Genomic DNA, 12,505 nt, shown 5'->3' on the forward strand with positions numbered 1-12,505 from the left:
CAGGCCTCAGACCGGGGTGACGTAGGCGCCCGAGATGCCGCCGTCGACGAGGAAGGTGTTCGCGGTCATGAAGCTCGACTCGTCGGAGGCGAGGAACAGCACCGCGTTGGCCATCTCCTCCGGCTCGCCGAAGCGCCCCATCGGCACGTGCACCAGCCGCCGGGCGGCCCGCTCGGCGTCGCTGGCGAAGAGCTCCTTGAGCAGCGGGGTGTTGACCGGGCCGGGGCAGAGGGCGTTGACGCGCACGCCCTCGCGCGCGAACTGCACGCCGAGCTCGCGCGACATCGACAGGACGCCGCCCTTGGAGGCGGAGTAGGAGATCTGGGACGTCGCGGCGCCCATGACCGCCACGAAGGACGCGGTGTTGATGATGGAGCCGCGCTTCTGCTCGAGCATGTAGGGCAGCGCGGCCTTGCAGCACAGGTAGACGCTGGTGAGGTTGACCTCCTGCACCTTGCGCCACGCGTCGAGGTCCGTGTCGAGGATCGAGTCGTCCTCCGGCGGCGAGATGCCGGCGTTGTTGAAGGCGATGTCGACCGAGCCGTAGGTGTCCTTGGCCGTCCTGAAGAGCGCGTCGACCTCGTCCTTGGAGGTCACGTCGACGTGGACGTACGTCACCACGTCGGGGCCGCCGAGCTCAGCGGCCAGCGCTGCGCCGGCGGCGTCGTCGATGTCGCCGATGACGACCCGGGCGCCCTCCTCGACGAAGCGTCGTACGGTCGCCAGACCGATGCCGCTGCAGCCACCGGTGACGACGGCCGTGCGGCCCTCGATGCGTCCTGCCATGGGGTGTTCCTTGCCTTTCAGGGGGGATCTCGGTGGATCAGTGGGCGATGAAGACGTTCTTCTCCTCGGTGAACGCGTTCGGCGCGTCGGGGCCGAGCTCGCGGCCGAGGCCGGACTGCTTGTAGCCGCCGAACGGCGTCCAGTAGCGCACGGCGGAGTGGCTGTTGACCGAGAGGTTGCCGGCCTCGACGCGCCGGGCGACCCGCAGGGCCCGGCCGACGTCGGAGGTGAAGATCGAGCCGGACAGGCCGTACTCGGTGTCGTTGGCCAGGGCGATCGCCTCGTCCTCGTCGTCGAAGGCCATCACGGCCACGACCGGGCCGAAGACCTCCTCGCGCCACACCGCCTCGGTGGTGTCGCTCGACTCCACGACGGTCGGCGGCAGCCACCACCCCGGCCCGTCGGGGACGCTGCCGGTGAACGCGACGGTGGCACCGTCGAGGTAGGCCTGCACGGAGTCGCGCTGGCCGGCGGAGACCATCGGGCCCATCTCGCTCTGCTCGTCGGCGGGGTCGATCACCCGCAGCGCCTTGACGGCGGTCTCGAGCCGACCGACGAACTCGTCGTACGCCGATCGCTGCACGAGGATCCGCGAGCGCGCGCAGCAGTCCTGACCGGCGTTGTCGAACACGGCGTACGGCGCGCTGGCCGCGGCCGCCGCGACGTCGGTGTCGGCGAAGACGATGTTCGCGCTCTTGCCGCCGAGCTCGAGGGTCACCCGCTTCACCTGGTCGGCGCAGCCGGCCATGATCCGCTTGCCGACCGTGGTGGACCCGGTGAAGCAGACCTTTCGGACGAGCGGGTGGGTGACGAACCGCTCGCCGACGACCGATCCCTTGCCCGGGACGACGTTGAGGACACCCTCGGGCAGGCCGGCCTCGACGGCCAGCTCCCCGATGCGGATCGCCGTGAGGGGGGTCAGCTCCGCCGGCTTGAGGACGACTGTGTTGCCGGCGGCGAGCGCGGGCGCGAACCCCCACGCCGCGATGGGCATCGGGAAGTTCCAGGGCACGATGATGCCCACCACGCCGAGCGGCTCGTGGAACGTCACGTCCGTGCCGCCGGGCACCGGGATCTGCCGCCCGAAGAGCCGCTCCGGGGCGGCGGAGTAGTAGTTGAGGCAGTCGCGGACGTTGCCTGCCTCCCACCGCGCGTTGCCGATCGTGTGCCCGGCGTTGAGCACCTCGAGCTGCGCCAGCTCCTCGACGTGCTCGTCGACGAGGGCCGCGAACGCCCGCAGGAGCCGCGCGCGCTCGCCGGGGGCCACGTCGCGCCACGCCGGGAACGCGTCGTGCGCCCGGGTGATGACGGCGTCGGCCTCCTCGAGGGTCGCGGAGGCGGGGGAGACGTCGAGCTCCACTCCGGTGCTCGGGTTGATCAGGGTGGACATCAGAGCCTCTCGAATCCGCGCATGAGTTCCCAGTCGGTGACGGCGGCGTTGTAGGCGGCCAGCTCGACGTCGGCCATGTTGGCGTAGTGGTCGACGACCTCGTCGCCCAGGGCGGCCCGGGCGACGTCGGAGGTGTGGAACGCCTCACGCGCCGCCGCCAGCGTGCCGGGCACCCGGGGCTTGTCCGAGGCGTACGCGTTGCCCGTCAGCTCCGGCTCGAGCTCGAGCTCCTGCTCGATGCCGTGCAGCCCGCCGGCGATCATCGCGGCCAGCGCGAGGTAGGGGTTGGCATCGGCGCCGGGGATGCGGTTCTCCATCCGCGCACCGGGACCCGACCCGACCAGGCGGACGGCGCACGTGCGGTTGTCCAGGCCCCAGCCGATCGTGGTCGGCGCGAACGAGCCGTCGGCGAAGCGCTTGTAGGAGTTGATGTTGGGGGCGAACAGGAGCGTGAAGTCGGCGACCGTCGCCAGCACGCCGGCGATGAAGCTGTCGTAGAGCGGCGTACGTCGTCGGCTCGCGTCGTCCCAGAACACCAGCTCGCCGTCCGCGGCGCGCAGCGACAGGTGGATGTGGCAGGAGCTGCCCTCGCGCTCGTTGGGTTTGGCCATGAACGTCACGGACCTGCCGTGCTGGGCGGCGATCTCCTTGGCGGCGTTCTTGTAGACGGCGTGGTTGTCGGCCGTTGTCAGCGCGTCGGCGTACAGGAACCCGACCTCGTGCTGGCCGAAGTTGCACTCGCCCTTCGCGCCCTCGACGTCGAGCCCCGCGGCGTACATGTGGTTGCGGATGTCGCGCAGCAGCGGTTCGACGCGGGTGGTGCCCAGGATCGAGTAGTCGACGTTGTACTGGTTCGCGGGCGTCAGGTCGCGGTAGCGCTTGCGGTGGGCCTCCTCGTAGGAGTCGTCGTAGATCACCAGCTCCAGCTCGGTGCCGGCGAGTGCCACGAACCCCCGCTCGGCGAGGCGTGCGAGCTGCGCCTTGAGGATCGCGCGGGGGCTCGCGAGGACCGGGCGGTGGTCGGTCCACTCGAGGTCGCACTGGACCATGGCCGTGGCGGGCAGCCACGGCAGCAACCGGATGGTCTGCTCGTCCATGACGAACTCCATGTCGCCGTAGCCCTGCTCCCACGACGTCATCGCGTAGCCGGCGACGGTGTTCATGTCGACGTCGACGGCGAGGAGGTAGTTGCAGCCCTCCGTGCCGTGCCCGACCACGTGGTCGAGGAAGTAGCGGCCGTGCAGCCGCTTGCCCTGCAGGCGGCCCTGCATGTCGGTGAACGCGAGGACCACGGTGTCGACGTCGCCTGCGTCGATGCGCTGGCGGAGCCCCTCCATGGTGAGGTGCCGGTCGTTGCGTGTGCTCACGTCGTCTCCTTGCTTGCGGTCCGGTCGGGTCCGGTCGGGTGGTGGTGGGACGAGCTCAGACGAGGAGGCCCCGCAGGAGCGCGGCCGTGTCGTCGCAGTGGTGCTCCATGGTCTTGCGCGCCCGCTCGGCGTTGCCGGACTCGATGGCCCGCACGAGCGCGGCGTGCTGCCGGTCCGAGTGGGCGATGTTGGTGCCGAGCACCGGGATGGCCAGCAGCATCTCGTGCAGCGTCGCCTGCACGGACGTCACCGCCTCGACGGTCCGCGGTGAACCGGAAAGCGACGCGATCGTCAGGTGGAACCGCGAGTCCGCCTGCCGGTGCTGCGCTGCCTTGCCGGCAGCAGCGACCTCGGCGTGCGCCCGCTCGAGCTGACTCCGCTGCTCCTCGTCGAGCGTGGCGCTCGCCGCGAGGTACGCCGCGCCGGACTCGACGATCCGGCGGAACTCCAGCGCATCCAGCCACTCGCTGCGTCGGGCCGCGGAGATGCGGGCGGCGCGCCGGGCCGGCGGCGTCCGGGGCTTCAGCGTGACGACGGTGCCGCCGCCGCGGCCGCGCGTGGTCTGGACCAGCCCGGCCTCGCGCAGGGCGGCCATCGCCTCGCGGAGCGTCGCCCGGGAGACGTGGAGGATGGCGGCGAGCTCGCGCTCGGGCGGCAGGGTGGACCCGAGCGGGTAGACCCCCAGCCGGATCGCGGTCGCGAGCTGCTCCACGCACGCCTCGAACGCGTGGTGGCCGCGCACCGGCCGCAGGACCGCCTCGGGCAGGTGCGGGGCGGGGGAGGCGGTCACGACTTCATCCTTCGGGCGGCGACGGCCGGCGTCAATCGGCGCCGAGATCCAATGGTCTGAGTTCATACCATTTTTTCGGCTACGTATTTACACCCGAATCGGGCCGGGTCTAGCGTCCGGTTCACATTCGCACGATCGCCTGATCGGAGGGGCCTCCATGCCCGAAGCACACGAGCCGGTCCCGGCTCACGACGTCGCAGAGCTCACCGACGACGAGAAGCACCTCGCCAAGCTCGGATACTCGCAAGAGCTCAGCCGAACGTGGTCGGGCTTCTCGAACTTCGCAATCTCGTTCTCGATCATTTCGATCCTCGCCGGCTGTCTGACGACGTACGGCGCCGGCATCGCGAACGGCGGGCCGATCTCGATCTCGTGGTCCTGGCCGATCATCTCGGCGTTCATCCTGATCATCGGCTTCACGATGTCCGAGCTCGTCTCGGCGATGCCGACCTCGGGCGGCATCTACTACTGGGCCTCCAAGCTCGGCGGCCCCGCGGCCGGGTTCTTCACCGGCTGGCTGAACCTGATCGGCCTCGTGGCGGTGACCGCGTCGGTGGCGTACGGGTGCGCGACCTTCTTCCACCTGACGTTCCTGGCGTGGGGTTGGCAGGACGAGTTCTCGCTCAACGTGGTCTTCGTGATCTTCCTCGTGATCCTGGCCTTCATCACGGTGGTCAACATCTTCTCCAGCCACCTGCTGGCGCTGATCAACAACGTCTCGGTGTGGTGGCACGTCGTCGGCGCCGCGGTCCTCGTGCTCGTGCTGATCATCGTGCCCGACCAGCACCTCAGCGTCTCGCAGGTCTTCACCGACACCTACAACGGCTCGGGCTGGTCCGACGGGTCGACGAGCAGCCTCACGTTCTTCCTGGCGATCATCCCGTTCGGCTTCATCCTCACCCAGTACACGATCACGGGGTTCGACGCCTCGGTGCACCTGTCCGAGGAGACCCAGGGTGCGGCCAAGACGGCCGCGAGGGGCATCTGGCAGTCGATCTTCTACTCCGCCGTCGGTGGCTACATCCTGCTGCTCGCGGTCACCTTCGCCATCCCGCAGGTCGACGGGGCCCCCGACTACGCGAGCATTCCCGCCGGTGGTGTCGCCTACATCTTCGACACGGCCCTGGGCTCGACGTGGGGCGGCCTGCTGCTGTTCATCTCGTCCTGCGCCCAGCTCTTCTGCGCGACGGCCTGCCTGACGTCGACGTCGCGGATGATGTTCGCCTTCAGCCGCGACCGCGCCGTCCCCGGCTCGCGGTACTGGTCCAAGGTCAACTCCCAGCGGACCCCGGCCAACGCCGTGATCTTCGCCGCCGTGCTGGGCGCGATCATCACCCTCCCGGCGCTCAAGTCGGTCAACGGCATCCCGACGGCGTTCTACGCGGTCACGTCGGTCTCGGTCATCGGCCTGTACTTCTCCTTCGCGGTCCCGATCTTCCTGCGGTGGCGTGCCGGTGACTCGTTCGAGGTGGGGAGCTGGAACAACGGTCGCAAGTACAAGTGGATGAACCCGGTCGCCGTGATCGAGATCGTCGTCGTCGGTTTCATGCTCATGCTCCCGACCTCGCCGTTCGGGGCGCCCTGGCGCGAGGAGTTCGACTGGGCGGCGGTGAACTACGCGCCGCTCATGGTGCTCGGCGTGCTGCTCCTCCTCGGCCTGTGGTGGACGACGTCGGCGAAGAAGTGGTTCACCGGTCCCGTGCAGACCATCGACCGGGCGGTCGTCGACGCGTTCGACGACTGAGGCGAGGAAGCCCCGGACGCAGAAGAACCCCAGGTCGTCGACCTGGGGTTCTTCGTCTGTGTCCGAGGGGGGACTTGAACCCCCACGCCCTAATACGGGCACTAGCACCTCAAGCTAGCGCGTCTGCCAATTCCGCCACCCGGACGAGTGCTGGAGAACAGTAGCAAAGCAGTTCCGCGGCAACGAATCGGGGCAGGTGCGCGCTCGTGGGGCAGGATGGACGGCATGGAACAGGCGCCCCAGGACCGCTCGAACGACCGCTCCTACGACCCCGCTGCGGAGGTCGTCCAGCTGTGCCAGGACCTCATCGGGATCGACACATCCAACTACGGCACCGACGACGGTCCGGGGGAGCGCAAGGCGGCCGAGCACGTCGCCGCGCTGCTCGACGAGGTCGGCATCGAGGCCGAGATCATCGAGGGTCGGCCGGGGCGGGCGAACGTCGTGGCGCGCTGGGGCGGTGGCGACGGCCGGGCGCCCCTGCTGCTCCACGGCCACCTCGACGTCGTACCCGCCGAGGCGTCGGACTGGCAGGTCGACCCGTTCGCCGGGGAGATCAAGGACGGCCAGGTCTGGGGCCGCGGCGCGGTCGACATGAAGGACTTCGACGCGATGCTGCTCAGCGTCGTGCGCGCCCGGGCGGCTGCGGACGCAGCACCCGGTCGCGAGGTGGTGCTCTGCTTCACCGCCGACGAGGAGGCGGGCGGGGGCCACGGCGCGAAGATCCTCGTCGAGCAGCACGCCGACTGGTTCGCCGACTGCACCGAGGCCGTCGGTGAGGTCGGCGGCTTCTCGGCCACGGTGCGTGGACGTCGGGTCTACCTCATCGAGGCCGCCGAGAAGGGGATGGCGTGGATGCGCCTCACAGCACGCGGCCGGGCAGGCCACGGCTCGATGATCAACGACGACAACGCCGTCACCCGGCTCGCCGGCGCAGTGGCGCGGATCGGCGCCCACCAGTGGCCCGTGCGGCTCACGCCGACCATGGAGGTGCTGCTCGCGACCGTCGGGGAGCTCGCCGGCACCGAGGCCACGCCCGACAACGCCGAGGCACTCGTCGAGGAGTTCGGCGACGCCGCCCGGATGCTCGGCGCGGTCATCCGCAACACCGCCAACCCGACGATGCTGCGGGCCGGCTACAAGACCAACGTCATCCCCACCGACGCGCAGGCGACCGTGGACGGTCGCTTCCTGCCGGGCTACGAGGACGAGTTCTTCGCGACGCTGCGCGAGCTGGCCGGCGACGGCATCGAGTTCGACTTCGAGTCCCACCAGCAGCCGTGGGAGACGCCGTACGACGGTGACCTGGTCGACGCGATGACCCGCAGCCTGCTGGCCGAGGACCCCGACGCGCTCGTGGCGCCCTACACGATGAGCGGCGGCACCGACGCCAAGCACTTCCGCAAGCTCGGCATGCGCTCCTACGGCTTCGCGCCGCTGCGCCTGCCCGCCGACCTCGACTTCACCGCGCTGTTCCACGGCGTCGACGAGCGGGTGCCGGTCGACGCGCTCGAGTTCGGCGCGCGGGTCTTCGACCGGTTCCTCGACCAGGTCTGACCCCGGTCCGCCCCGGCGCCGGTGGCAACGACCGCCGTCCGGCCCCTCGGCGGGTGTTGCGCACGTCACCGGCGGACACCGGTGAGGGAATGGCGCGCGCTGTGGCATGGTTGCGACCACGAAGAGCTTGCGTGCTCTGGGGGCGGTGGAAATCCGCACCGGCGGTCACAGTCCGCGACCCGACCACAGCCAGTGGCCGGTTGACTAGGTGGAAATCCTGGACCGACGGTCATAGTCCGGATGAGAAGTGCACGCTGACGGCTCGCACGCCATCCCTCGCGCTCCGCGGGGGAGTGCCCCGTCGCCCGCCCCCCTGAGTCCCACCCGGACCGGAGGCGGAGATGACGACCAGCGAGGCAGAGCACAGCGCCATGCGGCGCGCGCTGGCGCTCGCCGTCACGCCGGGAGTGCCGCTCGGTCCCAACCCTCGCGTCGGGTGCGTGCTCCTCGCACCGGACGGCACGACGGTCGCCGAGGGCTTCCACCGTGGCGCGGGCGGACCACACGCCGAGGTCGAGGCGCTGCGCGAGGCCGGTCACGCCGCCCGGGGCACGACCGCCGTCGTCACCCTCGAGCCGTGCAACCACACCGGCCGCACCGGTCCCTGCTCGGAGGCGCTGGTCGCCGCGGGCGTACGCCGCGTCGTGTTCGCCCAGGCCGACACCAACCCGGTCGCCGTCGGTGGTGCCGCCCGCCTGCGCGAGGCCGGCATCGAGGTGGAGTCCGGGCTGTTCGCCGAGGACGCCCAGGCCGTCAACCGCTCGTGGACCTTCGCCCTCGAGCACGGCCGCCCGTTCGTCACCTGGAAGTTCGCCACCACCCTCGACGGGCGCAGCGCCGCCGCCGACGGCACCAGCCGCTGGGTCTCCAGCCGCGCCGCCCGCCTCGACACCCACCGACTGCGCGGGCTCTGCGACACGATGCTCGTCGGCACGGGCACCGTCGAGGTCGACGACCCCGAGCTGACCGTCCGCGACGAGGTCGACGAGCCCGTGGCGCACCAGCCGTTGCGCGCCGTGATGGGACTGCGCGACCTCGCACCCGACCGCCGGATCCTCAACGACCGCGCCGAGACGGTGCACCTGCGCACCCGCGACCCGCGCGAGGCGCTCGACACCCTCTTCGCCATGGACCGCCAGCACGTGTTCCTCGAGGGCGGCCCCACCGTCGCCCGCGCGCTCCTCGCGGCCGGGCTGGTCGACGAGGTCGTCGCCTACGTCGCCCCGATGCTGCTGGGCGCGGGCTCCAGCGCCGTCGCCGACCTCGGCATCACCACCATCGCCGCTGCCGTCCACCTCCACGTCGCGGACGTGCACGTGCTGCAGGGCCACGACGGCGAGGACACCAACGTCCGCCTCACCATGACCCCCCAGATGACCCCCCAGACGACCCCCCACAGGAGGCCCTGAATGTTCACCGGGATCGTCGAGGAGCTCGGCACCGTCGCCGAGGTCGTCGACCAGGGTGACGCCATCCGGCTCACCGTCCAGGCCGCGACGGTGCTCGAGGGCACCGGGCTCGGCGACTCCATCTCCGTCAACGGGTGCTGCCTCACCGTGTCCGAGCTCGGCGAGGGGCGCTGGACCGCCGACCTCATGCAGGAGACGCTCGACAAGACGTCGCTGCGTGGCGTCGCCCCCGGCGACCGGGTCAACCTCGAGCGCGCCGTCACCGTCGACAAGCGCCTCGGCGGCCACATCGTCCAGGGCCACGTCGACGGCGTCGGCGAGGTCCTCGCCCGCACCCCGAGCGAGCACTGGGACGTCGTGGAGATCTCCCTGCCCGGCGACCTCGACCGCTACCTCGTCGACAAGGGCTCGATCACCGTCGACGGCGTCAGCCTGACGGTCGTCGAGGCCCGCGAGGACAGCTTCACCGTCAGCCTCATCCCCGAGACCCTCGCCCGCACGACGCTCGGCAGCCGCCGCGTCGGCGACCTGGTCAACCTCGAGGCCGACGTCATCGCCAAGCACGTCGAGAAGCTGCTCGGCGCCTACACCCCGACCCCCGCCAGCACCCACGCCCCCGAGAACGACGAGGAAGAATGATGGACCTGCTCGAATGGCTCATCCACGGCACGATCCCGGTGCCGGGCGGCGGAGAGCTGGGTGCCCGCGAGGTCATCGGCAACGTCTTCGGCCTCGCCAGCGCGATCCTCGGCATGAAGCGACTCGTGTGGGCCTGGCCGATCGGCCTGATCGGCAACGTCCTGCTCTTCACCGTCTTCGCCACCGGTGAGCTCTCCGGCCAGATCGACGAACCCCTGTGGGGCCAGGCCGGCCGCCAGGTCTTCTTCGCCGCGGTGTCCCTCTACGGCTGGTGGCGCTGGTCCCAGCTGCGCCGCCACGGTGGCGCGTCCGACGGCGGCGCCATCGCACCCCGCTGGGCGACCGGCGCCGAGCGGGTCCAGCTGCTCGTGCTCGGCGTCGTGGGCTACGCAGCGGCGTACGTCCTCCTGACCCAGGTGCTGGGCTCCTGGGGCCCGGTCACCGAGGCGTGGATCCTCACCGGCTCGATGCTCGCGACCTACGGCATGGCCCGCGGCTGGGTGGAGTTCTGGCTCATCTGGGTCCTCGTCGACATCGTCGGCGTGACGACGCTGGTGCAGGCCGGCTACTACCCGACCGCCGCCATGTACCTCGTCTACGCCGTGTTCGTGGTCATCGGGTTCTTCGTGTGGGTGCGGGCCAGCCGCACCGTCGTCGACACGACGGACGCCGACCGCAGCACCGAGGCGGTGTCGGCATGAGCGCGCCCGACCGCGTGCGCCTCGACTCCGTCGAGCAGGCCGTCGCCGACATCGCCGCCGGCAAGGCCGTCGTCGTGGTGGACGACGAGGACCGTGAGAACGAGGGCGACATCATCTTCGCCGCCGCGAAGGCGACCCCCGAGCTGATGGCCTTCACCATCCGCCACTCCAGCGGCGTCATCTGCGTGCCGATGCCGGGCGACATGCTCGAGCGGCTCGAGATCCCGTTGATGACGCCCCACAACAAGGACAAGCTGCGCACGGCCTACACGATCTCCGTCGACGCCCGCGACGGCGTCTCCACCGGGATCAGCGCCGCCGACCGCGCCCGCACGGCGCGGACGCTGGCCGACTCCGCGACCGAGCCGTGGGAGCTCACCCGCCCGGGCCACGTGTTCCCGCTGCGCTACCGCGAGGGCGGTGTGCTGGTGCGCCGCGGGCACACCGAGGCAGCGGTCGACCTCGCCCGGCTGGCCGGCCTCACGCCCGCGGGCGTGCTCGTCGAGGTCGTCAACGACGACGGCACGATGAAGCGGTCCCCGGAGCTGCGGGAGTTCGCCGACGAGCACGGCCTCGCGATGATCTCGATCGAGGACCTGGTGCGCTACCGCCGCCGCCACGAGCGCCACGTCGAGCGCGTCGCCGAGACCCGGCTGCCCACCCGGCACGGCGAGTTCACCGCCTACGGCTACCGGATCACCATCGACGACAGCGAGCACGTCGCGCTGGCGTACGGCGACGTGGCGGGCGCGGTCGCGAGCGGCGAGCCGGTGCTGACCCGCGTCCACAGCGAGTGCCTGACCGGCGACGTCTTCGGCAGCGAGCGTTGCGACTGCGGTCCCCAGCTCGACGAGGCGCTGCGGGCGATCGTCGCCGAGGGCAGGGGAGTGGTGGTCTACCTCCGCGGCCACGAGGGACGCGGCATCGGCCTCGTCGCCAAGCTGCAGGCCTACCAGCTGCAGGACGGCGGCCGCGACACCGTCGACGCCAACCTCGACCTCGGCCTGCCCGCCGACGCGCGCCACTACGGCACCGCGACGCAGGTGCTGCGCGACCTCGGCATCGAGTCGGTGCGGCTGATGACCAACAACCCGGACAAGACGGAGAGCCTGGAGGACTTCGGCATCCACGTGGCCGAGCGCGTCCCCCTCGCCATCCACCCGACCGAGCACAACCGGGCCTACCTCCGCACCAAGGCCGAGCGGATGGGTCACCACCTCCCGGCGGTCGACCTGCCGCCGGTCGCCACCGACCACCAGGCCGAGCACCCCGAGCAGCCCGAGCACCCCGAGCAAGGAGAGACCGCATGAGCGGAGCCGGAGCACCCACCTCGCAGCCCTTCGACGCCGGTGACCTCAGGGTCGCGGTGGTCGCGGCGAGCTGGCACACCCAGGTGATGGACGGACTCGTCGGCGGCGCCGAGCGCGCGATGGCGGCGTACGGCGTCAAGGACCCGGAGGTCATCCGGGTGCCGGGCACCTTCGAGCTGCCGGTGGTGGCGGCGGCGCTCGCGCAGGCGGGGTACGACGCCGTGGTGGCCCTCGGCGTCGTCATCCGCGGCGGCACGCCGCACTTCGACTACGTCTGCTCGGCCGCCACCGACGGCCTCACCCAGGTCAGCGTGGACCACGCGGTGCCGGTGGGCTTCGGCGTCCTCACCTGTGACACCGAGGAGCAGGCGCTCGACCGCGCCGGCCTCGAGGGATCCGCCGAGGACAAGGGCTGGGAGGCGACGGCCGCCGCGCTCGACACCGCCCGCGTGGTGCGGGTGGTGCGGGCGGGCTAGCCGGTCCGCGCTCCGGGCCGGTGGGCGGCACCGGGTGCCCCAGCACCTAGGCTTGCTCCTCGTGAAGACGTTCGAGGACCTGTGGGCAGAGCTGTCCACCAAGGCCGCGGAGCGCCCCGAGGGGTCCGGCACCGTGCAGCAGCTCGACGCCGGCATCCATGCGATCGGCAAGAAGCTGCTCGAGGAGGCCGCCGAGTCCTGGATGGCCGCCGAGCACGAGGGCAAGGACGCGACGGCGCTGGAGATCAGCCAGCTGCTCTACCACGCGCAGGTGCTCATGCTCGCCTCCGGACTGACCCTCGACGACGTCTACGCCCACCTGTGACCCCAGTGAGC

12 protein-coding genes, 1 tRNA gene and 1 riboswitch are annotated in these 12,505 nt (G+C 71.1%); of the genes, 8 read left to right on the top strand and 5 right to left on the bottom strand.

Annotation, left to right across the window (positions count from 1 at the left end):
* Positions 1–6: 6 nt before the first annotated feature.
* The 4 genes from ACXJKB_RS16970 to ACXJKB_RS16985 are packed head-to-tail and all read right to left on the bottom strand — an operon-like array spanning position 7 to position 4,333.
* Positions 7–786 (bottom strand): 3-oxoacyl-ACP reductase, encoded by a 780-nt coding sequence (locus ACXJKB_RS16970; protein ID WP_300044573.1) that lies wholly within the window; start codon positions 784–786, stop codon positions 7–9.
* A 37-nt stretch (positions 787–823) separates the two neighbouring features.
* Entirely contained in the window at positions 824–2,176 is a 1,353-nt protein-coding gene (locus ACXJKB_RS16975) for an aldehyde dehydrogenase family protein (RefSeq protein ID WP_457190409.1), read from the bottom strand.
* Positions 2,176–3,543 carry a glutamine synthetase family protein gene (locus ACXJKB_RS16980; protein ID WP_457190411.1) on the bottom strand — a complete coding sequence of 456 codons (1,368 nt, stop codon included), beginning with the start codon at positions 3,541–3,543 and terminating at the stop codon, positions 2,176–2,178. Before ACXJKB_RS16980 ends, ACXJKB_RS16975 begins: the two co-directional genes overlap by 1 nt.
* Positions 3,544–3,598: 55 nt before the next feature.
* Positions 3,599–4,333 carry a FadR/GntR family transcriptional regulator gene (locus tag ACXJKB_RS16985; protein WP_457190413.1) on the bottom strand — a complete coding sequence of 245 codons (735 nt, stop codon included), beginning with the start codon at positions 4,331–4,333 and terminating at the stop codon, positions 3,599–3,601.
* Between the two features lie 157 nt (positions 4,334–4,490).
* Between ACXJKB_RS16985 and ACXJKB_RS16990 the strand changes: the two genes are divergently transcribed.
* Entirely contained in the window at positions 4,491–6,077 is a 1,587-nt protein-coding gene (locus ACXJKB_RS16990; protein ID WP_457190415.1) for an amino acid permease, read from the top strand.
* A 59-nt stretch (positions 6,078–6,136) separates the two neighbouring features.
* Here ACXJKB_RS16990 and ACXJKB_RS16995 read toward each other — a convergent pair.
* Positions 6,137–6,222: transfer RNA gene (locus ACXJKB_RS16995), tRNA-Leu, on the bottom strand.
* Between the two features lie 80 nt (positions 6,223–6,302).
* Here ACXJKB_RS16995 and ACXJKB_RS17000 point away from each other — a divergent pair.
* From ACXJKB_RS17000 to ACXJKB_RS17030, 7 genes are all read left to right on the top strand, one after another.
* Positions 6,303–7,634, top strand: a complete 1,332-nt coding sequence (locus tag ACXJKB_RS17000) for a M20/M25/M40 family metallo-hydrolase (RefSeq protein WP_457190417.1) — start codon at positions 6,303–6,305, stop codon at positions 7,632–7,634.
* Between the two features lie 127 nt (positions 7,635–7,761).
* A riboswitch (FMN riboswitch) is annotated at positions 7,762–7,891 on the top strand.
* A gap of 84 nt (positions 7,892–7,975) precedes the next feature.
* Complete coding sequence (ribD, locus tag ACXJKB_RS17005) at positions 7,976–9,043, top strand: bifunctional diaminohydroxyphosphoribosylaminopyrimidine deaminase/5-amino-6-(5-phosphoribosylamino)uracil reductase RibD (RefSeq protein ID WP_457190419.1); 1,068 nt, start codon at positions 7,976–7,978, stop codon at positions 9,041–9,043.
* Positions 9,044–9,682, top strand: a complete 639-nt coding sequence (locus ACXJKB_RS17010; RefSeq protein ID WP_457190421.1) for a riboflavin synthase — start codon at positions 9,044–9,046, stop codon at positions 9,680–9,682.
* Positions 9,679–10,383, top strand: a complete 705-nt coding sequence (gene pnuC, locus ACXJKB_RS17015) for a nicotinamide riboside transporter PnuC (RefSeq protein WP_457190423.1) — start codon at positions 9,679–9,681, stop codon at positions 10,381–10,383. Before ACXJKB_RS17010 ends, pnuC begins: the two co-directional genes overlap by 4 nt.
* Positions 10,380–11,693, top strand: coding sequence for a bifunctional 3,4-dihydroxy-2-butanone-4-phosphate synthase/GTP cyclohydrolase II (locus ACXJKB_RS17020; RefSeq protein WP_457190425.1), 1,314 nt, complete (start codon positions 10,380–10,382; stop codon positions 11,691–11,693). The genes pnuC and ACXJKB_RS17020 overlap by 4 nt, the downstream gene beginning before the upstream one ends.
* On the top strand, positions 11,690–12,169 hold the full coding sequence (ribH, locus tag ACXJKB_RS17025) for a 6,7-dimethyl-8-ribityllumazine synthase (protein WP_457190427.1): 480 nt from the start codon (positions 11,690–11,692) through the stop codon (positions 12,167–12,169). Before ACXJKB_RS17020 ends, ribH begins: the two co-directional genes overlap by 4 nt.
* Before the next feature lie 61 nt (positions 12,170–12,230).
* Entirely contained in the window at positions 12,231–12,494 is a 264-nt protein-coding gene (locus ACXJKB_RS17030; protein WP_191197113.1) for a phosphoribosyl-ATP diphosphatase, read from the top strand.
* The last annotated feature ends 11 nt before the right edge of the window (positions 12,495–12,505 follow it).

This window comes from Nocardioides sp. P5_E3 (assembly GCF_054049275.1).

Coding starts and splice junctions, on each gene's coding strand:
- ACXJKB_RS16970 (WP_300044573.1), bottom strand. CDS start 786: ATGGCAGGACGCATCGAGGGCCGCACGGCCGTCGTCACCGGTGGCTGC.
- pnuC (WP_457190423.1), top strand. CDS start 9,679: ATGATGGACCTGCTCGAATGGCTCATCCACGGCACGATCCCGGTGCCG.
- ACXJKB_RS16990 (WP_457190415.1), top strand. CDS start 4,491: ATGCCCGAAGCACACGAGCCGGTCCCGGCTCACGACGTCGCAGAGCTC.
- ACXJKB_RS16975 (WP_457190409.1), bottom strand. CDS start 2,176: ATGTCCACCCTGATCAACCCGAGCACCGGAGTGGAGCTCGACGTCTCC.
- ACXJKB_RS17010 (WP_457190421.1), top strand. CDS start 9,044: ATGTTCACCGGGATCGTCGAGGAGCTCGGCACCGTCGCCGAGGTCGTC.
- ribD (WP_457190419.1), top strand. CDS start 7,976: ATGACGACCAGCGAGGCAGAGCACAGCGCCATGCGGCGCGCGCTGGCG.
- ACXJKB_RS17020 (WP_457190425.1), top strand. CDS start 10,380: ATGAGCGCGCCCGACCGCGTGCGCCTCGACTCCGTCGAGCAGGCCGTC.
- ribH (WP_457190427.1), top strand. CDS start 11,690: ATGAGCGGAGCCGGAGCACCCACCTCGCAGCCCTTCGACGCCGGTGAC.
- ACXJKB_RS17000 (WP_457190417.1), top strand. CDS start 6,303: ATGGAACAGGCGCCCCAGGACCGCTCGAACGACCGCTCCTACGACCCC.